Origin of the sequence: Lentzea rhizosphaerae (assembly GCF_042649515.1) — a bacterium.
In the GTDB taxonomy this organism is placed as follows: domain Bacteria; phylum Actinomycetota; class Actinomycetes; order Mycobacteriales; family Pseudonocardiaceae; genus Lentzea; species Lentzea aerocolonigenes.
In genome coordinates, this window is record NZ_JBHRZI010000011.1 from 980,129 (window position 1) to 997,965 (window position 17,837).

Genomic DNA, 17,837 nt, shown 5'->3' on the forward strand with positions numbered 1-17,837 from the left:
GCACGCCGGGGTTCGACTCCAAATGGCATGGACTCGAACACAGAGGTTCTCGAAGGCTGGCGTTCCGGGCTCTGCGGCTGGGACGCCCTCGTCGAGCGCTACTCCCGACTGGTCTGGTCGGTGCCCAGATCGTTCCACCTGAGCCACGCCGACGCGGCCGACGTCTACCAGTGCACGTGGCTCTGCCTGGCAGAACACCTCACCCGCATCCGCAAACCGGAGCATCTCGCCAGGTGGCTGGTCCGTACCGCCACGCGGCAGTCGATCACCGTGCTGCGCACCCGCGGCCGCGAGGTGCTGCTCGACCTGTGGGAGCCGGAGTCGACGGCGCCAACGCCCGACGAGGTCGCGTTGACCAACGAGAGGCAGCGGCGGCTGTGGGCGGCGCTGACAACGTTGAACGAGCGGTGCCAGCGGCTGCTGAGGATCGCTGCCCACAGCCCGGAGCTGAGTTATGCACAGGTTGCCGACGCCCTGGGGATGAAGGTGGGGAGCGTTGGGTCGACGCGGAGCCGGTGCCTGGCTGAGCTGCGGCGGAAGCTGGAGGACTGGCGATGAGGGACTCGCTGCTCGACGAGATCGCCGACCTCCTCAGCTCGGATGCCCCACCACCAGCCCTCATCCCGCGCCCGACCGGCCTCGACCCCATGGAGCCCGTCCAAGAACCCGTCCGCGGACCGTCCCGGCAGCTCGTGTTCCACGTCGGCGCAGGCCGCATGTACCTGCAGCTCGACCCCTCACCCGCGGGCGTGCGACTGACCGGCGTGCTGGACGAGGACGTCTCCGTCGAGGTCCGCGAGCCCGACACGACCCAGGCTCTCCGCCCGGACGCCGAGGGCTGGTTCCGCGCCGACGTCAGGCCGGGGCCGGTGTGCGTGACCGTGCCCGAGCTGGGCCTCACGACCGGGTGGTTCGTCGCATGAGCGCCAGCGCCGACCCGCGGACCACCATCGCGACGACCGACGTCCGCGGCACGAAAGCGGAACGCGCCGACGCCCTGCACGACCTGAGCATCGCCCACGTCGAGCTGGGCCACCTCGACGTGGGCGCCCGGCTCGCCCGGCGCGGACTGCGGCTCACCGGCGAGGCGCGGTTCCGGTTGACGCTGGCGTGGATCGACCTGGACCGCGGCCGCCGCAAGCAGAGCCTGCACCACCTGGACCTCGCCACGCCGCACCTGCGCGGCCGCGAGCTGGCGAGGGCGCGGTGCCTGCGCGGACTCCACCTCTGCGCCGAGCCGCGGTTGGCCATCGGCGAGCTCACCGCGGTCATCAGGCAGCTGCGGCGGTACGGCGACGAACGCTGGCTGGCCAACGCGCTGGTCGGCAGGGGAATCGCGCGGTGCAACGCCACCCAGCTCGCCAGGGCGGAGGCCGACTTCGCCGCCGCGCAGACGGTGCTGCACGCCATCGGTGAACCCGGGCGTGCGGCGATGTGCCTGCACAACAGGGGATTCGTCGCGCTGCTCGCCGGTGATCTGCCGCTGGCGCTGCGGCGGTACGAGGACGCGGCGAAGGCGGGGCTCGACTCGGCGAGCCGGCCGGAAGCGCTCGTCGACCGGGCGGAGGCGTTGCTGGCCGCAGGTCTCACGGCGGAGGCCCGCCGCGTGCTGGAACCCGCGGAACGTCTGCTGAAGCGGTGCGGGAGAGAAGTGTCCGAGCTGGCGGTGCTGAGTGCGCGGTGCGCGTTGCGGGACGGAGATCCGGGGCCCGCGCTGCGGCTCGGGGGTGCGGACGTCGAGTTCATGCTCGCCGCAGGGAAGCTCGACGCCGTTGCGGCGCACCGGTTTCACGGGCCGGCGCAGACGCGGGCGCTCGGCTGGCTCGCGCAGGCGCGCCGGTCGGACCGGCGGGGCGCGTTGGCGGCGTGCAGGGCCGGACTCAGGGTGCTCGACGAGCACCACGGTGATTGGCCGCGCCGCGAGTTGACCGGGCACGCGCTCGGGCTCGCACGGACGGCACGCGAGGTGCTGCACTGGTCGGAGCAGCACCGGAGGACGTCGCCGCTGCCGCCGCCCAACACGAAACTCGCACGAGCACTCACTGCACTGCGCCAGGCCCGCGCGCTCGGCGGCCAAGTCGAGGCGTTGGAGCGGGACGTCCGCAGGACAGCACTCGCCACGCGTCCGCGCCGCCTCCAGAAGACGGCTGCCGCACCGGATCTGCCACTGATCAGCTTCAGCCTCCACAGTGGACTCATGCGGGCCGTGACCGTGGTTGGTGGACGGGCCCGCCTGCACACCCTCCCGGACCCGGACCAACTGGTGCAGGAGAGCAGGTTGGCGCTCGCCGCGGGCAGGCGTGTACCGATGTTCGACCTGCTTCCCGATGCCGAAGAGATCGTCGTGGTTCCGGACGGAGTGCTCCACCACATGCCGTGGGCCGCACACACCAACCTGGTGCACGTCATCCCTTCGCTGCGACATTGGCACCCACCAAGCCGCGGCGGCCGACGAGTCTGGATCACCGGCCCACAACTCCACCACGACGAAGTGCCCTCACTGCAACAAAAGCACGGCGGCCACATCATCGAGTCCACAGTGGACGCTACCCTGCGCGGACTGGAAGGCGCCGGCATCGCCCACATCGCCGCCCACGGTCACGTCCACCCGGAGAACCCGCTCTTCTCCCACCTGGAACTGGCCGACGGCCCCCTCTACGGCTACGACATCGCGAGGATCGCGCACCCGCCCGAGATCGTCGTGCTGTCCGCCTGCGAGTCAGGCCTCGCCCGAACGTTCCTCGACGCCGGCACCCGAGCGGTGATCGCCAGCGTGCTGCCGGTGCCGGACGCGCAGGTCGGCGAGGCCATGGCCGAGGTGCACCGCCTGATCGGCCACCCCGCACGAGCCGCACGGGCCGTCGCGCACCTCGGGTTCAGCTGTTACGGCACGGGCACCAGGGTCGCGGCGTGAAGGGCGGCCGCGAACGACGTGCCGGTGCACAGCAGCTGCGACGAACCGACCGTGGCCGGCACGTCGACGCCGTCCGCCACGACGTTCACCCACGGCCCGTGGCCCGAGAACGGTGCAGAGGCACCCACCGCGATCACGGCGGGCAGGGCTGCGGGCCACCACGGGCGGGACGAGCCGCCGTTGCCCGCCGCCGCCACCACGTTGCGGCCGCACGCCGCCAGAACGGGCGGGCACTCGTCGTTGAACGAGTACGTGCCCGAGGCGACCAGGACCACCGGCAGGTCGCGGGTGGCGCGCAGGGCGGCCGCGAGGGTCAGGTCGTCACCGAAGCCCGAAACGGTCAGGACCGGGAACGGGCGCACCGAGGCACCGTGGTGCCGCAGGACGCCGGCGACCAACGAGCCGTGCGGGGCATCGAGAGGGGTGTCGAGCAACGCGACGGTGCCCTCGCCCAGGAGTTCCGGGAGGCGGGTGCCGATCACCGGGCGGGAGGTGCCGATCATGATCGGACAGGCGAGGTGGACGTGGTTCGGGGTGGCGCCGACCTCGCGGGCGATGTCGACGACGCGTGCCCGTTCGGACGCCTTCGTGTACATGCGGATGGCGCCCGACGCGATCTCCTCGTGCGAGTAGACCCCTCGCAAACGCTTGCGCACAGTGGGTGCGTCCGTCGGCAAGACGATCAGTTCCCCCGAACGGACCAAACACTCGTTTGGACCCGCAGCGTCGTGCACGAGCACCGGGCCGAGGGCACTGGAGGCGTGATCGACCAGCTCAGAGAGGCTGTTGACCTGCTTTGGCGTGTCCACAACGGACACCATCCCCCGCCGCGACACGGTCCACAGGGGACGAAAGCGCAAAGTCACTCGATCCGATGACGACACTGACGGTGTTCATGCCTGATCAGGGCAACACGGACAGCCGCACGGGAACGCCCTTCCGAGTGTTTTGTGCGGAGTTGGTTCGCAAAGCCACTCACCAGTGCTAGACATAGCTCAACGTCGACCTCCGACGGCGCTGTGCGTTGGCGGTGACCTGAACGGTGGACGGTGGTGATCCTGTGGCAGGTGGTGGAGCTGGTGCACTGCTGCTGCGGGCCGCTGCGCTCGGCGGGCTGACCGCCGCCGCCTGGCTGCTGAGCGGGACGAACGCGTCCGCCAGCCCGGAGGAACCGCCGGCCGTCGAGATCGCCGTCGAGATTCCGCAGCTGCGGGAGGACCCCGCCGGCTGGGCCCAGGCGTTCACCGCGACCGTCATCGAGCGGCACAACAGGGCCGCGTTCGTGCCTCCGCCGGTCGTGACGAAGCCGGAAGAGCCCCAGGAAACCGAAGACGAGGGCCCGGTCCTCGACTTCAGCGGCGGCTCGCAGGGCAACACCCGCTCGGGTTCGGTGTCGAACGAGGCGCCACCCGAGGTGATCCAGGCGAAGGCGCAGGTCCGCGCCGCCAAGAAGGCCGCGAAGGCCGCCGCCGAACTGCCGCCGCCTCCGCCACCCCCGCCGCCGGCCCCGGTCCCGGTCCCGGTCAAGAAGGCCGTGCCGCTGCTGCCCGACCTCCCGGTCGTCGCACCCCTGAAGACCGAGCCGACGCCGGTGAGCGACCTCACCTGGACCGTGCCCGGCCAGGACGTTCCGCTGCCTTCGCCGCAGCAGGCACCCGTCGTCGCGACGGCCTCCGCGTCGTCCGGCCACTCCGACAACTCCGGCGGCGCGCGCGGCGTGCTCGCCGTTCTGACGTCGCACAACTCGCTCTTCCCGCCCACGACGTGGTCGGTCGAGGAGCGTCGCGACGGTCGCTCACCCGGCAGCCTTCCCGGCCTGCCGAGCACGTCACCCGACTGAGTCCGACAGGACAAGTCTGCCCTCTGCGCGATTTGTGACCCTCTCGTTGGCGTCGCGCCAGTAACTCCTCCACGCATTTCCCGTTGTACGCAAGGAACCCAGTCTTCCTGACCTGCCAACCGCGCCCTGGCAGGTCGGGTCTGGTCCGAGTACCGCGCTGCCCCCGCAGTCTCGGACCGCACGGGAAACCTGCGGACGGGGGACGTCAATCCCTGGGACGTTCCCCGCCGCAGGCCACCCGGTGGCAAGTTCGTCGGCCCGGTCTCCACCGCTGCGGGAGACCGGGCCGACGTGTCTCACGCGACCGGTACCGCGAGGTCGGCATCCGCCGGAAACCCTGTTCCCGCAACAGATGCAGCCACCACACCCAAACGGGCGATCGCTTCGCGAAGTACTTCGGCCGACTGCGTGTACGGCACTCGGAGCATCTGCTCGCACCCTCCGTGCACCGCAAACCTGGGACCGGGCACGAGCCGCAGACCGTGGTTCTGCGCGACCACGGCGATCCGCGTGCTGACCGGTCCGTCGAGCGTGCACCACACCCCGAGCCCGCCGGACGGCACCTCGAAGCTCCACTGTGGACAGTGCTCGCGCAACGCCGCCACCGCGACGTCCCGTTGCGCCAGAGCCTCCGCACGTCTTTGGCCCAGAACGACTTCCGGCGACTCCAGCAACGCCGCCAGCACGAGCTGCTCGAACACCGGCGTGCCCAGATCGATCGCCGCCCGCGTGGACAGCAGCCGGTGCACGATCTCCGCGGACGCCCTGATCCAGCCGATCCGCAGTCCACCCCAGTGCGACTTGCTCGCCGATCCCAGGGTCACCACCGAGTCCCCGCCGAACGCGGCCATCGGCAGCGGCGGCTCCGACCCGTCCAGCGCGAGCTCCACCAGGGTCTCGTCGACGACCAGTGGCGTGCGTGCTTTGCGCAGCACCGCAGAGAGCGTTTCCCTCGACTCGGCGGGCATCAGCAGTCCGGTCGGGTTCTGGAAGTCCGGGATCAGGTAGGCCAGCCGCGGGCCCGCCTGCCGCAACGCCGCCTCGTACCCGTCGACGTCCCAGCCGTCGCCCAGCATCGGAACCGGCACAGGGATCCCGAACGACGCCCGCACCGCCTCCAGCGCGTTGGGATAGCTCGGTTGCTCCACCAGCACGCGGTCACCCGGCCCGACGAAGAGCCGCAGCACCAACGCCCACGCGTGCTGCGCCCCGGACGTCACCACGATCTGGTCGGGCGAGGTCGGCAGCCCGCGCGCCGCGTACCGGTCCGCGATCCGCTGCCGCAGCACCGGCAACCCGCGCTCGTCGTACCCGTGCGAGGCGAGGTGCTCCGGCATCTGGGTCATCGCGACCTCCATCGCGAGCCGCACCGACGGCAACGCGGGAGGCGCGGCGCGGGACAGGTCGATCAACGTGTCGTCGACACCGGTGATGCCACCGCCGCCACCGACGGGCCCGTTGATCCACGACCCGGCCCCGCGCCGCGACTCCACCACCCCCTCGGAACGCAGCTGGTCCAGCGCCGCGGTGATCGTGGTGCGGCTCACCGGCAACGCGTCGGTGAGCTCGCGTTCGGACGGCAGCCGCGTGCCGACGGGCAGCCGGCCGTCCGCGACCAGCAGTTTCAATGCCGCAGCAAGGTCGGCCGAGCCCTGGCGAGCACCGCCACGACGCCACGACCCGAGCAGCCGGGCCAGCCGGGCACCCGATACACGTCCACCTGGTGGGAGCATGAGGCCAATTATCGCGAATTGGCTATGGATTACCAGGCCAATCACAACCCAGTATGACCACATGGCCACATTGACCGCACTCCACCAGCTCCCCGTCAGGATCGCGCCCACCCGTCGTCTCTCCCAGCTCTTCGCAGGTCTGTGGCTCTACGGCGCGAGCATGGGGCTGCACATCCGCTCGACCCTCGGCCTCGATCCGTGGGACGTGCTCCACGAGGGCCTCGCCAGACGCACCGGCCTCAGCTTCGGACTGATCACCGCGATCACCGGCGTGCTGGTGCTGCTCGTGTGGATCCCGCTCAAGCAGAAGCCCGGCGTCGGCACCATCGCGAACGTCGTCGTGATCGCGGTGAGCGTGGACGTGACGCTCTCGATCGTCCCTGCGCCGCAAGGACTTCTGCCCAGGATCGTGCTGCTCACCCTCGGCATCGTGCTCAACGCCGTCGCGTTCGCCGCGTACGTCGGCTCGCGGCTCGGACCGGGCCCGCGCGACGGCATGGTGACCGGGTTCTGCCGCCGCACGGGCTTTTCCCTGCGCCTCACCCGAACCGTCATCGAACTGCTGGTGCTCGGCACCGGCTGGCTGCTCGGCGGCACCGTCGGCATCGGCACGGTCCTCTACGCGGTCAGCATCGGCCCGCTCACCCAGCTGTTCCTGCCCGCGCTCACGTGGCGCGAGCGCTCGCAGCCCGCTTCCTGATCTCCTCGTAGGTGACGCCTCGCTCGGTCAGCACCTCGGCCACGATTCCCTTGCCCTGCAACAACGCCAGCACGATGTGCTCGGAACCCAGGTAGTTGTGGCCGAGGTCGCGCGCTTCGCGCAACGACTTCTCCAGTGCCTTCTTGAACGCGGGCTCCAGCGGCATGCCGAACCACCGCCGGCGCGGCCCCGGTCGCAGCACACCGGACCCGAGGGACTGCTCGACCGAGTCGATCACCTGATCGACGTCGATCCCCAAGCCCCGCAACGCTTCCGCGTCCGCCTTGGTCAGCCCGCCCTTGCGCCGGTAGTCGCGGAACTCCGTCTCCAGCTCGTCGCGCGGAAGGTCGAACCCGGCCAGCACCGACGCGTCGAGCAACGCCAGCAGCAGGTGCTCCACGCCGACCTCGCCGGCGTGCACCCGTTCCGCGTCCCGCACCGCCGCCTTCACGGCCTCACGGGCCTCCTTGGTGAACCGTTCCGCGATCATCATCGACCCCCGTGCTTCTTGTGCACCGCCTGGCGGGAGACCCCGAGCTCCGCCGCGATGTCCTGCCACGACCAGCCCTGGGCCCGCGCACTGCGGACCTGGGCGGCCTCCAGATGTTCGAGCAGCCGCCGCAACGCGCTGACGGCCCGCAACCCGACCTTCGGGTCGCGATCTCCAGCCGCTGTGGCGAGATCCGTCGCTTCAGTCATGGTGTCAACGTACGTTGACAACCCGAGTTCGTCAACCGAGGTTGACACGTACCGTGGAGTGGTGAAGATCGAGACCGCCGAGCAGGGGGCTCCAGGCCGAGTCACCGAGGATCGGATCAGGGTGCTGCCGAACGCCGTCGTCGTGCTGGACGGCGTCACCTCGCGGACCAGGCCACCGGACCGCAACGGTGGTTGGTACGCCACGAAACTCGCCGACGAACTGGCCCGGCTGATCACCGCGACGGACCCGCTGACAGACCTGCTGGCACAGGCGATCGCGAACCTCGCCGCGGAACACGACCTCGTCCCCGGCGACGCACCGTCGTCGACCGCGGCGATCGTGCGCTGGAACGACGAGACGATCGACGCCCTCGTGCTGTGCGACACCCCGGTCGTCGCGTTCGGACAGACCACCCAGGTCCTCAACGACACCCGGCTCGAAGACCTCCGGCCGGTCAGCCCGGACATCCTGGCGCACAAGAACAAGCCAGGAGGCTGGTGGGTGGCGGAAGCCGAACCCCTTGCGGCACATCAGGCCCGGACCACGAGCTGGCCGCGTTCGGAGATCAGGAGTGTGATCGCTCTCACCGACGGTGTCTCATGTGGAGTGTCCGACTACGGACTCTTCTCGTGGGAGGACCTCGCGGAAAAGCCGCTGGGCGAAGTGCTCGACCGAATCCGGGAAGCCGAACTCGGTGATTCAGAGCACAAGCGTTGGCCCCGCTACAAAACGCACGACGACCAAGCGATCGCGCGCCTGACCCCGTGAACGAAAGAAGCCCCGCAGCGTTCTGCGGGGCTTCTTTCGAAGAAGGATGGCCAGGGGCGGGGTCGAACCGCCGACCTACCGCTTTTCAGGCGGTCGCTCGTACCAACTGAGCTACCTGGCCATGAAACAAGAAAGCGACCCAGACGGGACTCGAACCCGCGACCTTCGCCGTGACAGGGCGACGCGCTAACCAACTGCGCCACTGGGCCTTGCTCTTGCAGATCTTACCGTACTGTACTGCGTGCCCCCAACGGGATTCGAACCCGCGCGACCGCCTTGAAAGGGCGGGATCCTAGGCCGCTAGATGATGGGGACTAGCTGGTCTCTGGAAGCATCGTAAGCATATGGCATAGGTCCGCGCACCTCCAAAACGGGGGTCCCACTTATGCGTTGACCTGCTCAAACCGGCCTCACGGCGAGATCGCCCCGATCAACAAATGCCTGCTCACGGCCAGTCAGCCCGTTCTGGCGCGTTTTGTGATCCAGACAACTTCCACCCGGAAGCCGCGACGCAGGGCAGCACGTGCCCGAGCACCTCGCGGATCCGGTCGGGGAAGTCGGCGCACGCCGTCGTCGCCGAGGAGATCAGCCGGGCACCGAGGGCGGCCCCGCACAACGTCCGCGCCACCGCGTCCGGATCGATGCCGGGACGCAGGTCTCCGCGCTCGCCGGCCTCCGCCACGTAGGTGGCGATCAGCTTCTCCCACATGACGTGCGTGCTCGGGACGCCCGGATAACCGACCTCGCGATCGGCGTTGAGCCGCACGCCGGCACGCAGCACGACGTCGCTCGCCATCCGGTCCGCCGACTCGGCGAACATGCCGTACAGGGCGCTGAGCGGGTCGACGCCGCGCGCCCGCCACGACTCCCGCACCTGCGCCCACAGCTCGCTCTGCCGCTCGATCAACGCGCCCGCGACCGCTTCCTTGGAGGGGAAGTGGAAGTAGAAGGCACCCTTGGTCAGCCCGGCGCGTGCGAGCACGGCGGTCAGTGACGTGCGGTCGTAGCCGAGCCGGTCGAACTCCTCCGCCGCGGCGTGGAGTATCGCCTCGCGCGTCGCATACGCCCGGTCCTGCTGGGGCATGAGGTCAAGGTTAGCCGTTGCCGCTAAAGAGACCGGTCGGTATGTTTCGAGATGCGGCCCTGCCCTGCAGACGCGCTCCGGGGGGTGCGCGTCTGGAGTCAGGGCCGTATCCGTGTGCCCATCACGTCACCGCTGCACCGGCGGCGCTTCACCGTCCTCGCCCGGTGACAGACCGAGCATGTCGAGCAGCATCCTGCAGTCCTCGGTGCCCAGGGCGCTCCGTGCGACGGCGAGCCTCGCCCGGTGGACCTGGTCGTCCGAGATCCGCGAGGGTTCCCCGCTCCGCTGGGCCGGCACGCTCGGCCCGCCCTGCCGCGACATGCCGTCGTCCTGTGTGAACAGGAACTTCCGCACTTCCAGTGACCCGCTCATGAGTGCCCTCCCCGACTTGAGGTTGGCGCGAGGCTAAGCGACCTGGGACAACGGCCGCAGCCCCCCGCAGAGTGATTCCACCAGCACCCAGCGTTACTTTCTGTACAGGTGCGGTGCACGCCTCGTGGGATCTCGTCAGGGGATGATGGACCGATGACTGATCCCACGCCGGAGCCTTCCCCCGATGCAGAGGGCCAAAACGCGTCCCAGATACCGCCTGCGGTCGACCCTCAGGAGATCTTGAAGGCGATCAGCGGGATCAACCTGGAGACCATCGACGCCGACATCGAGTCCGCGTTCGGCTCCCGGATGGCCGAGCTCGACAAGATGCTCGAAGGGCTCGACGACCTGGTCAACAAGATCGAGAAGGACATCCAGAACCTGGACCAGCCGAAACCCGACAGTCCTCAGTAGATCCCTTACCCCAGGGGGGTATAAGATCGGAGTCCCGCGGAAAGAAAGGGACTCCGATGTCCGTCAGCAGCACCTACACCGTCACCGGCATGACCTGCGGCCACTGCGTCAGCTCCGTCAAGGAGGAGCTGGGCGAGGTCGCCGGCGTCACGGGAGTCGACGTCGTCCTGGAGACCGGTGCGGTGACCGTGACCAGCGACCGCGAGCTCGACCGCGCCGAGGTCGTCGCGGCCGTCACCGAGGCCGGGTACAAGGTCGCCTGATGACCACGACCGAGCCTCGTCACGTCGAGCTCACCATCAGCGGCATGACGTGCGCCTCCTGTGCGAGGCGCATCGAGCGCAAGCTGAACAAGCTCGACGGCGTCTCCGCCACCGTGAACTACGCGACCGAGAAGGCCAGCGTCCAGTTCCCGGACAACCTGCGCGTGGACGACCTGGTGTCGACCGTGCGCGCGGCGGGATACGACGCCGAGGAGCCCACACCTGAGGCACCCGACGTCGACGAGGCCGGTGAGCTGCGGCTGAGGTTCGTCCTCGCCGCGGCGCTCGGCGTGCCGGTGATCGCTTTCTCGATGGTCCCGGCGTGGCAGTTCCCCGTCTGGCAGTGGGTGTCGCTGGCGCTGGCGAGCGTGGTCGTGTGGGTGTGCGGCTGGCCGTTCCACCGTGCGGCTTTCGTGAACGCGCGGCACGGCGCCAGCACCATGGACACCCTGGTGTCGATGGGCGTCACGGTCTCGTACCTGTGGTCGGTCTACGCGCTGGTGTTCGGCGACGCCGGGATGATCGGCATGCGGCACGAGTTCAGCCTGCTGCCGCGTCCGGCGGGCTCCGGGGACATCTACCTGGAAGTAGCGGTCGGCGTGACCGTGTTCCTGCTGCTCGGCCGCTGGCTGGAGGCCAGGTCCAAGCGCAGCGCGGGTGCGGCCCTGCGGTCGCTGCTCGCGCTGGGCGCCAAGGACGTGGCGGTGCTGCGCGACGGCGTGGAGACCCGCGTGCCGATCGGTCACCTGCGGACCGGCGAACGGTTCGTGGTCCGTCCGGGTGAGCGCATCGCCACCGACGGCCTAGTGGTCGAGGGCAGCTCCGCCGTGGACCGGTCGATGGTCACCGGGGAATCGGTGCCGGTCGAGGTCGGCGAGGGCGATCCGGTCGTCGGCGGCACGGTCAACGCGGGCGGACGACTGGTCGTCGAGGCCACGTCCGTCGGCGCGGACACCCAACTCGCCCACATGGCCCGGCTCGTCGAGCAGGCGCAGACCGGCAAGGCGGAGGTGCAGCGCCTCGCCGACCGGGTTTCAGCGGTGTTCGTCCCCGTCGTCGTACTGATCGCGCTGGCGTCGTTCGGCGCGTGGCTGCTGACCGGGCGGCCGCTCGAGTTCGCCGTGACGACGGCGGTGGCGGTGCTCGTGATCGCGTGCCCGTGCGCGCTGGGACTGGCGACACCGACGGCGTTGCTCGTGGGCACCGGGCGCGGCGCCCAGCTCGGGATCCTGGTGAAGGGCCCCGAGGTGCTGGAGTCGACGCGGCGCGTGGACACGGTCGTGCTCGACAAGACCGGCACCGTCACGACGGGACGTCTGACGCTGGTCGACGTGATTCCCGCGGACGGCGTGGAGCGGGACGAGGTGCTGCGGTTCGCGGCGGCCGTCGAGAACGCGTCGGAGCACCCCATCGCGGCGGCGATCGTCCGCGAGGTCTCCGACGTGCTGCCCGTCTCGGACTTCGTTTCCACGGACGGCATCGGCGTCAGCGGCGTCGTGGAAGGCCGCCGTGTTGCCGTCGGGCGCAACGTTTCGCTGCCGCCGGAGTTGACTGAGACCCTGGTTGCACACCCAGCTCGAACAGCCGTCGCGGTTTCCTTTGATGACAAGGTTGTCGGACTCGTCGTCGTTTCAGACGTCGTGAAACCCACGTCCGCACAAGCGATCCGCTCGTTGCGCGCACTCGGCCTGCGCCCGGTGCTGCTGACCGGCGACAACGCCGACGTGGCCGCCGCCGTCGCCGCCGAGGTCGGCATCGACGAGGTCATCGCCGACGTGCTGCCCGCCGGCAAAGTCGAAGCCGTGCGGAATCTCCAGGCACAGGGCCGAGTTGTGGCCATGGTCGGCGACGGCGTGAACGACGCACCGGCCCTCGCGGCCGCGGATCTGGGGCTGGCCATGGGAACCGGCACGGACGTCGCGATCGAGGCGAGCGACCTGACCCTCGTGCGCGGCGACCTGCGCGTGGCAGCGGACGCAATCCGGTTGTCCCGCAAGACTTTGAGCACGATCAAGGGCAACCTGTTCTGGGCGTTCGCCTACAACGTCGCTGGACTTCCACTCGCGGCGCTGGGACTGCTCAACCCGATGATCGCGGGGGCCGCGATGGCCTTCAGCAGCGTGTTCGTTGTTACCAACAGCTTGCGACTGCGGGGATTCCGTCCATCGGCAACTTAAGAATCTCGGTGCGAAGTCTCCCCAACGGGCTTGTGCGCGTGCAACAATCCGAAGTAGCTGACACACCCCCGGTCAGCGCCTGTGGAGATCCCCTCCGGCCCCCGCGTTCCTCCCCCTGGCGCGGGGGCCTCTCCCTTTCCGCAGGCTGCTCGGCTGGCGCCTTCGCCGCCCGCGGGATTCGGAGTGTCTTCTGGGGGCCGAGCCCCCAGACCCCGCGCCGGAGGCAAGCCCCCGGACCCCCGTAGGTCGCCCGCATTGCGTGCCTGGTTGCCGACCGTGTTGTGTGCGTAGGTTGTTGGCGTTGCTGGTGTTGTTCGCGTGGTGCGGGACCGCTTCGCCGTGCCTCTCCGCCTTGCGCCTCTCTCACCGCCTTCTTCCTCTCGCGCCGCTCCTCTCTCTCGCGCCGCCTTCCTCCTTTCGCGGCACTGGCGGCTGCCCCTTCCGCTGCTTGCTTTGCGCACGCGGGGCCCCCGCGTGCGCTCCTGGAGTACGAAAGCTCCCCGCGTACTCTCGCGCGGCCTGGCGAGACCCACTCAGAGTGGAGCCATTTACACCTTGGGGTGACTCAGCTCACAGGGGTTTGGCTTCCGTGACCGAGCCGTTATCGTGTCCCGGTGCCTATCGGATCCCTCGGACGCTCCAAGTCCGGCCGTCACCGCCCCGCGGACGAACCGCAGCAGGAGACGTTGCCCGACGAGGAGCTGACCTCCTACCTGGCCGCCCTGGCCCCGGACGCGGACAACGAGACCACCGCATCGGGTTTCGGCAACGCGCAGGTGTACCAGCTGCGGCTGCAGCTGATGGCGAACGAACAGCTCAAGGAACTCGCCGCAGAGCGCCAGACCTCACCGCAGGCTCTCGCCACGGAATGGGTCATGCAGCGACTGGAGTGGGAAGCGCGTCAGCGCGGCCACTAGCCCAGCCACTGAACGAAGAAGGACCCTCTGCCGAGCCCGGCAGAGGGTCCTTCTCACTTACGACTCAATTGCGGCGATACAAATCAGATCGCGCGGACGTTCTGAGCCTGCGGGCCCTTGGTGCCCTGGCCGACCTCGAACTCCACGCGCTGGTTCTCCTCCAGGGTGCGGAAGCCCTGACCCTGGATCTCCGAGTAGTGGACGAAGACGTCTGCGCCGCCGTTGTCCTGGGCGATGAAGCCGAAGCCCTTCTCGGAGTTGAACCACTTGACAGTGCCCTGTGCCATGTACCTGCCTCCATCGCAGGAAAGCTTGGGGCTGCACCGTGCAACCCCGGCCGTCCCGGGGGCGGTCAGTGAGCTCGTGAGAGCGCGCATCACGCCCGCGTGTCGTTCCGCGAGCGTGTGAAGCACGAACACAGAAACCACGGCCTGCGCGGGTCAGCCTAACGTGTGATGCGTCATAGCACTACAGGTCATTACCGGCCAGTTCTGTGCCTCAATAGGGGTAAACCCGCTGGTCCGGGTGGGTGATCGCAATTCCCCATGCAACGTGCCCCCACCCCCGTGCGTCTTCTCCAGCACAGAACCTGGGGATCTTGGGGGAGCACGTGTTCCGGCCACTGATTTTGGCAGTACTACTGGGATTGACGGCCTGCAGCGCCGCGCCTGACGCACCGACGTCGCCCGCTGCACCGGTCGCGGAGAACAAGGCGAAGGCAGCACTCACCGTGACGCCGGCGTCGGGCGAGGGGATCAACCCGTCCGGGCCGTTCCAGGTCGGGGTGACCGGCGGTGCGCTGACCGCCGTCGCGCTCACGGGGGCCGACGGCACGGTGGTCAAGGGTGAGCTGGCGGCCGACAAGTGGGTCGCCACCGAGGACCTGGGCTACGACAAGGCCTACACGTGGTCCGGCTCCGCGAAGGGCGAGGACGGCGCCGAGGTTCCGGTCACCGGATCCTTCCGCACGGTCAAGCCGGGACGGCTCGTCAACGCGTCGACGAACGTCGGCGACCACCAGACCTACGGCATCGCGATGCCGATCAAGGTGACCTTCAGTTCGCCGGTGCAGGACAAGGCCGCGGTGCAGAAGGCCATGACCGTCACGACCTCCGTGCCGACCGAGGGCGCGTGGGCGTGGCTGTCCGACACCGCGGCGCACTGGCGGCCGCGCGAGTACTGGAAGCCCAACACCGAGGTCTCGGTCAACGTCGACGTCTACGGCGTGCCGTTCGGGGGTGGCGCGTACGGCGCCGAGGACGTGCACGTGCAGTTCAAGATCGCCGACCGGGCGTTGGTCGCGAAGGCGGACACGCAGACGCACAGGTTCGTCGTCTTCCGCGATGGTGTGCAGCTGTACGACTTCCCGGCGTCCTACGGGCTGGAGAGCGACCCGGGCCGGGTCACCCGTTCCGGCACGCACGTGGTGATGCAGAAGGAAGCCAGCCGCACCATGTGCAACAAGGCGTACAACTACTGCAACGTCCCGGTCACGTGGGCCGTCCTGATCTCGAACAACGGCGAGTTCGTCCACGAGTACGCGGGGTCGATGGACGACCAGGGCAAGAGGAACGTCTCGCACGGCTGCGCGAACCTCTCGCCCGCCAACGCGAAGACGTTCTTCGACCTGACGATGATCGGCGACCCGGTCGAGGTGCTGAACTCGTCGGTGCAGCTCGGTCCGGCCGACCGCGACTACTACGACTGGGCACTGGACTGGGCGGCCTGGACCGCCAAGTCCGCGGTGAAGAACTAGCTCTTCTCGGTGATCTGGGGTGGCTGCGGGATCTCGTAACCCGACGGACCGACGTTGCGTTCGAGGGCCCGCTTCCACTCACCGCTCGAAATCATCTTCTCGATCGCCTCGTTCACGGCGTCCCGAGACTTGGCGTCACCCTTCGGCACGCCGATTCCGTAGCGCTCCTTGGAGAACGTCTTGCCGACGAGCTTGAGCAGCTCTGGGTTCTCGGCGGCGAACCCGGCGAGGATGACCTCGTCGGTGGTGACGGCGTCGACGTTGCCCGCCATCAGGGCGATCACGCAGTCGGAGTACTGGCCGTACTCGACGATCTGCACGCCCTGGGCGTAGTCCGTCTTCACCTTCTGCGCGGACGTGGATCCCTTGACCGAGCACAGCTTGCGGCCGTTCAGGGTCTCCGGACCCTGGATGGACTGCTCGGTGAAGCGGACCAGCACGCCCTGGCCCGTCTCGAAGTACGGGCCGGCGAAGGCGACCTTCTCCTTGCGGGCGTCCGTGATCGAGTACGAGGCGATGATCAGGTCCGCCTCGCCGTTCTGCAGCATCGACTCGCGGGCGGCGCCGCGCGCCTCCTTGAACGTGATACCGCTTTCCTCCACGCCGAGCTCGTTCGCCACGTACTTGGCCACGTCGACGTCGAAGCCGACGTACCGGCCGTCGAGCCGCCGCTGGCTCAGGCCCGGCTGGTCGTAGCGGATGCCGATGGTCAGCTTCCCGGTGTCGGCACGTCCGATGACTGTGCTCGTGTCACCGCTCCCACAGGCGGTGGCGAGCACCGCTACGGCAGTGATGAGCGCAGCACGACGGATCACGACAGGCCTTCCAGGGGGTGGTGTGGAGTCGTGAGCAATGCTACGGACCTGCGGCGATGATCAACTGTGATGTGTGACAACTACGGCAGCCGCGATCGGCTCGGTGTCACATGCCGGCCGTATCGTTCGATCGCACGCCTGAGGTGGCCGGGCGGGGCGAGTCTCCTGATCTTGCCGGGCACCAAAAGCGCAGCTCGGCGCACCATTCGCAACCACAGATCGGCTCGCGCGTACGGCTCGCGGCCGTGCAGTTCGAGCGCCCAATCGGGTAGCACCGAATACGCCAGGTGGCCCACCAGAACCCGGTAGAGCGGGAGGCCGTGGCGGACCCAACCTTGCACGGGCGGACCATGCAAGAAGTCGTAGATCACGTCGGAATCGGCTGTTCGGCGCAGCTCCGGACGCATCCGATCGAAGTAGTCCTCCATCTCGCGGCGCGATCCGGGGACCTCGTCCTCGTGCAGACCGACCAGAGTGGCCGCGAAACGCTGCTCCGCGTAGTACCGGTCCTTCTGCCGGTCTGTTAACCCATAACCCGCGCGGTCGAGAACCGTCTCGAAGCAGTACACCTCCGAGCAGTGCACCCACAGCAGCAACTCGGGCTCATCGACGCGGAACGTCCGACCGTCGACGACCCCGCGCAGGCTGCGGTGCGTGGCCCGCACCCGTGCCGAGGCCTGCGCGATCTCCTCGTCGGTGCCGTAGACGCCGAGCCCGACGAAGTCCGCCGTGCGCTTCAGCCTGCCCAGCGGATCTGCCTGGAAGTTCGAGTTCTGCACCACACCGGCGACGGCCTTGGGGTGCAGTGCCTGCAGGTAGAGGCTCGCGATGCCGGCGATCCACATCGTCGGGTCGGCGTGCATCTGCCAGCTCACGGAGTTCGGATCGGGCATGCGGACATCGTCCCGCCTCGCCAGGATGAAGACCATGGACCTCGACCAGGCACGGGAAGTGCTCCGCAGTCAGCACCGCGCGGTGTTCTGCGCGATGAAGTCGGACGGCACGCCGGCGATGTCGCCGGTGCTCGTCGCGTTGGACGACAACGGCGACGCGCTCGTCTCCACCCGAGCGACGGCGTACAAGACGAAGCAAGTCCAGCGTGATCCGAACGTCTGGCTGTGCGTGCTGCCGGACAGCTTCTTCGGCCGGTGGATCCAGATCACCGGCACCGCGACGATCGTGCCGTTGCCGGAAGCGATGGATCTGCTGGTCGAGTACTACCGGACGATCTCCGGCGAACACGACAACTGGGACGAGTACCGGGCCGCCATGCAGCGCGAGCAGCGGGTCGTTCTGCGCATTTCGCTGACCGGTGCGGGGCCAGACAAGACAGGATGACGCCCGCGAGTAACACCGTTAGCGGGCTAAACGATTCCACGGGGAC

21 protein-coding genes and 3 tRNA genes are annotated in these 17,837 nt (G+C 68.9%); 12 read left to right on the forward strand and 12 right to left on the reverse strand.

The annotated features are described in order from the left end of the window. Positions 1-27 precede the first annotated feature (27 nt). From ACFOWZ_RS12315 to ACFOWZ_RS12325, 3 genes are read left to right on the forward strand one after another with little or no spacing between them, the layout of a single operon-like run. Positions 28-558, forward strand: coding sequence for an RNA polymerase sigma factor (locus ACFOWZ_RS12315; RefSeq protein ID WP_382372013.1), 531 nt, complete (start codon positions 28-30; stop codon positions 556-558). After that, the gene (locus tag ACFOWZ_RS12320) at positions 555-923 is read left to right on the forward strand and encodes a hypothetical protein (protein ID WP_382372014.1); all 369 of its coding nucleotides are present in this window, start codon (positions 555-557) and stop codon (positions 921-923) included. The genes ACFOWZ_RS12315 and ACFOWZ_RS12320 overlap by 4 nt, the downstream gene beginning before the upstream one ends. Continuing rightward, positions 920-2,914: a CHAT domain-containing protein gene (locus ACFOWZ_RS12325; protein WP_382372015.1), complete on the forward strand. Its 1,995-nt coding sequence runs from the start codon at positions 920-922 to the stop codon at positions 2,912-2,914. Before ACFOWZ_RS12320 ends, ACFOWZ_RS12325 begins: the two co-directional genes overlap by 4 nt. On the opposite strand, the gene ACFOWZ_RS12330 is transcribed toward ACFOWZ_RS12325, so the two are convergent. After that, positions 2,884-3,570 carry a hypothetical protein gene (locus ACFOWZ_RS12330; RefSeq protein WP_382372016.1) on the reverse strand — a complete coding sequence of 229 codons (687 nt, stop codon included), beginning with the start codon at positions 3,568-3,570 and terminating at the stop codon, positions 2,884-2,886. The two genes, ACFOWZ_RS12325 and ACFOWZ_RS12330, sit on opposite strands and share 31 nt — an antisense overlap. A 404-nt stretch (positions 3,571-3,974) precedes the next feature. On the opposite strand from ACFOWZ_RS12330, the gene ACFOWZ_RS12335 reads away from it, so the two are divergent. Beyond that, on the forward strand, positions 3,975-4,754 hold the full coding sequence (locus tag ACFOWZ_RS12335; RefSeq protein ID WP_382372017.1) for a hypothetical protein: 780 nt from the start codon (positions 3,975-3,977) through the stop codon (positions 4,752-4,754). A 296-nt stretch (positions 4,755-5,050) separates the two neighbouring features. Here the strand turns inward: ACFOWZ_RS12335 and yczR are convergent, their stop codons facing one another. Continuing rightward, a complete protein-coding gene (gene yczR, locus ACFOWZ_RS12340) occupies positions 5,051-6,487 on the reverse strand; it encodes a MocR-like transcription factor YczR (RefSeq protein ID WP_382372018.1) in 1,437 nt (478 codons plus the stop codon). Positions 6,488-6,548: 61 nt separating this feature from the next. Between yczR and yczE the strand changes: the two genes are divergently transcribed. Continuing rightward, positions 6,549-7,187 (forward strand): membrane protein YczE, encoded by a 639-nt coding sequence (yczE, locus tag ACFOWZ_RS12345; protein WP_382372019.1) that lies wholly within the window; start codon positions 6,549-6,551, stop codon positions 7,185-7,187. Here yczE and ACFOWZ_RS12350 read toward each other — a convergent pair. After that, positions 7,153-7,680 carry a Clp protease N-terminal domain-containing protein gene (locus ACFOWZ_RS12350; RefSeq protein ID WP_382372020.1) on the reverse strand — a complete coding sequence of 176 codons (528 nt, stop codon included), beginning with the start codon at positions 7,678-7,680 and terminating at the stop codon, positions 7,153-7,155. The genes yczE and ACFOWZ_RS12350 overlap by 35 nt on opposite strands. Then, positions 7,677-7,886 carry a helix-turn-helix domain-containing protein gene (locus ACFOWZ_RS12355; RefSeq protein WP_030473166.1) on the reverse strand — a complete coding sequence of 70 codons (210 nt, stop codon included), beginning with the start codon at positions 7,884-7,886 and terminating at the stop codon, positions 7,677-7,679. The genes ACFOWZ_RS12350 and ACFOWZ_RS12355 overlap by 4 nt, the downstream gene beginning before the upstream one ends. 61 nt (positions 7,887-7,947) lie before the next feature. On the opposite strand from ACFOWZ_RS12355, the gene ACFOWZ_RS12360 reads away from it, so the two are divergent. Further along, positions 7,948-8,655 (forward strand): protein phosphatase 2C domain-containing protein, encoded by a 708-nt coding sequence (locus ACFOWZ_RS12360; RefSeq protein WP_382372021.1) that lies wholly within the window; start codon positions 7,948-7,950, stop codon positions 8,653-8,655. Positions 8,656-8,702: 47 nt separating this feature from the next. On the opposite strand, the gene ACFOWZ_RS12365 is transcribed toward ACFOWZ_RS12360, so the two are convergent. The 5 genes from ACFOWZ_RS12365 to ACFOWZ_RS12385 all read right to left on the reverse strand — a co-directional run bounded on the left by ACFOWZ_RS12365 (position 8,703) and on the right by ACFOWZ_RS12385 (position 10,111). Beyond that, a tRNA-Phe gene (locus ACFOWZ_RS12365) sits at positions 8,703-8,776 on the reverse strand. 14 nt (positions 8,777-8,790) lie between these two features. Beyond that, a tRNA-Asp gene (locus tag ACFOWZ_RS12370) sits at positions 8,791-8,864 on the reverse strand. A 33-nt stretch (positions 8,865-8,897) separates the two neighbouring features. Continuing rightward, positions 8,898-8,970 (reverse strand) — tRNA-Glu (locus ACFOWZ_RS12375). Between the two features lie 130 nt (positions 8,971-9,100). Then, the gene (locus ACFOWZ_RS12380) at positions 9,101-9,739 is read right to left on the reverse strand and encodes a ScbR family autoregulator-binding transcription factor (protein ID WP_382372022.1); all 639 of its coding nucleotides are present in this window, start codon (positions 9,737-9,739) and stop codon (positions 9,101-9,103) included. 126 nt (positions 9,740-9,865) lie between these two features. Next, entirely contained in the window at positions 9,866-10,111 is a 246-nt protein-coding gene (locus tag ACFOWZ_RS12385) for a hypothetical protein (protein ID WP_382372023.1), read from the reverse strand. 153 nt (positions 10,112-10,264) lie between these two features. Here ACFOWZ_RS12385 and ACFOWZ_RS12390 point away from each other — a divergent pair, with 153 nt between their 5' ends. From ACFOWZ_RS12390 to ACFOWZ_RS12405, 4 genes are all read left to right on the forward strand, one after another. Next, a complete protein-coding gene (locus ACFOWZ_RS12390) occupies positions 10,265-10,525 on the forward strand; it encodes a hypothetical protein (protein WP_156094407.1) in 261 nt (86 codons plus the stop codon). 56 nt (positions 10,526-10,581) lie between these two features. Further along, positions 10,582-10,788, forward strand: coding sequence for a heavy-metal-associated domain-containing protein (locus ACFOWZ_RS12395; RefSeq protein ID WP_382372024.1), 207 nt, complete (start codon positions 10,582-10,584; stop codon positions 10,786-10,788). Beyond that, positions 10,788-12,965, forward strand: a complete 2,178-nt coding sequence (locus ACFOWZ_RS12400; RefSeq protein WP_382372025.1) for a heavy metal translocating P-type ATPase — start codon at positions 10,788-10,790, stop codon at positions 12,963-12,965. Before ACFOWZ_RS12395 ends, ACFOWZ_RS12400 begins: the two co-directional genes overlap by 1 nt. A 614-nt stretch (positions 12,966-13,579) precedes the next feature. Then, positions 13,580-13,882 carry a hypothetical protein gene (locus ACFOWZ_RS12405; protein WP_030473172.1) on the forward strand — a complete coding sequence of 101 codons (303 nt, stop codon included), beginning with the start codon at positions 13,580-13,582 and terminating at the stop codon, positions 13,880-13,882. Between the two features lie 83 nt (positions 13,883-13,965). Here the strand turns inward: ACFOWZ_RS12405 and ACFOWZ_RS12410 are convergent, their stop codons facing one another. Beyond that, positions 13,966-14,169: a cold-shock protein gene (locus ACFOWZ_RS12410; RefSeq protein WP_030473173.1), complete on the reverse strand. Its 204-nt coding sequence runs from the start codon at positions 14,167-14,169 to the stop codon at positions 13,966-13,968. A gap of 443 nt (positions 14,170-14,612) precedes the next feature. Here ACFOWZ_RS12410 and ACFOWZ_RS12415 point away from each other — a divergent pair, with 443 nt between their 5' ends. After that, positions 14,613-15,638 (forward strand): L,D-transpeptidase, encoded by a 1,026-nt coding sequence (locus tag ACFOWZ_RS12415; RefSeq protein WP_382372026.1) that lies wholly within the window; start codon positions 14,613-14,615, stop codon positions 15,636-15,638. On the opposite strand, the gene ACFOWZ_RS12420 is transcribed toward ACFOWZ_RS12415, so the two are convergent. Then, positions 15,635-16,450 carry a glutamate ABC transporter substrate-binding protein gene (locus ACFOWZ_RS12420; protein WP_382372663.1) on the reverse strand — a complete coding sequence of 272 codons (816 nt, stop codon included), beginning with the start codon at positions 16,448-16,450 and terminating at the stop codon, positions 15,635-15,637. The two genes, ACFOWZ_RS12415 and ACFOWZ_RS12420, sit on opposite strands and share 4 nt — an antisense overlap. An 83-nt stretch (positions 16,451-16,533) precedes the next feature. After that, positions 16,534-17,346, reverse strand: a complete 813-nt coding sequence (locus tag ACFOWZ_RS12425; RefSeq protein ID WP_382372027.1) for an oxygenase MpaB family protein — start codon at positions 17,344-17,346, stop codon at positions 16,534-16,536. Between ACFOWZ_RS12425 and ACFOWZ_RS12430 the strand changes: the two genes are divergently transcribed. Beyond that, positions 17,345-17,791, forward strand: a complete 447-nt coding sequence (locus ACFOWZ_RS12430) for a PPOX class F420-dependent oxidoreductase (RefSeq protein ID WP_382372028.1) — start codon at positions 17,345-17,347, stop codon at positions 17,789-17,791. The two genes, ACFOWZ_RS12425 and ACFOWZ_RS12430, sit on opposite strands and share 2 nt — an antisense overlap. The last annotated feature ends 46 nt before the right edge of the window (positions 17,792-17,837 follow it).

Coding starts and splice junctions, on each gene's coding strand:
- ACFOWZ_RS12315 (WP_382372013.1), top strand. CDS start 28: ATGGACTCGAACACAGAGGTTCTCGAAGGCTGGCGTTCCGGGCTCTGC.
- ACFOWZ_RS12320 (WP_382372014.1), top strand. CDS start 555: ATGAGGGACTCGCTGCTCGACGAGATCGCCGACCTCCTCAGCTCGGAT.
- ACFOWZ_RS12325 (WP_382372015.1), top strand. CDS start 920: ATGAGCGCCAGCGCCGACCCGCGGACCACCATCGCGACGACCGACGTC.
- yczR (WP_382372018.1), bottom strand. CDS start 6,487: ATGCTCCCACCAGGTGGACGTGTATCGGGTGCCCGGCTGGCCCGGCTG.
- yczE (WP_382372019.1), top strand. CDS start 6,549: ATGGCCACATTGACCGCACTCCACCAGCTCCCCGTCAGGATCGCGCCC.
- ACFOWZ_RS12350 (WP_382372020.1), bottom strand. CDS start 7,680: ATGATGATCGCGGAACGGTTCACCAAGGAGGCCCGTGAGGCCGTGAAG.
- ACFOWZ_RS12355 (WP_030473166.1), bottom strand. CDS start 7,886: ATGACTGAAGCGACGGATCTCGCCACAGCGGCTGGAGATCGCGACCCG.
- ACFOWZ_RS12380 (WP_382372022.1), bottom strand. CDS start 9,739: ATGCCCCAGCAGGACCGGGCGTATGCGACGCGCGAGGCGATACTCCAC.
- ACFOWZ_RS12385 (WP_382372023.1), bottom strand. CDS start 10,111: ATGAGCGGGTCACTGGAAGTGCGGAAGTTCCTGTTCACACAGGACGAC.
- ACFOWZ_RS12390 (WP_156094407.1), top strand. CDS start 10,265: ATGACTGATCCCACGCCGGAGCCTTCCCCCGATGCAGAGGGCCAAAAC.
- ACFOWZ_RS12395 (WP_382372024.1), top strand. CDS start 10,582: ATGTCCGTCAGCAGCACCTACACCGTCACCGGCATGACCTGCGGCCAC.
- ACFOWZ_RS12400 (WP_382372025.1), top strand. CDS start 10,788: ATGACCACGACCGAGCCTCGTCACGTCGAGCTCACCATCAGCGGCATG.
- ACFOWZ_RS12410 (WP_030473173.1), bottom strand. CDS start 14,169: ATGGCACAGGGCACTGTCAAGTGGTTCAACTCCGAGAAGGGCTTCGGC.
- ACFOWZ_RS12430 (WP_382372028.1), top strand. CDS start 17,345: ATGCGGACATCGTCCCGCCTCGCCAGGATGAAGACCATGGACCTCGAC.
- ACFOWZ_RS12425 (WP_382372027.1), bottom strand. CDS start 17,346: ATGCCCGATCCGAACTCCGTGAGCTGGCAGATGCACGCCGACCCGACG.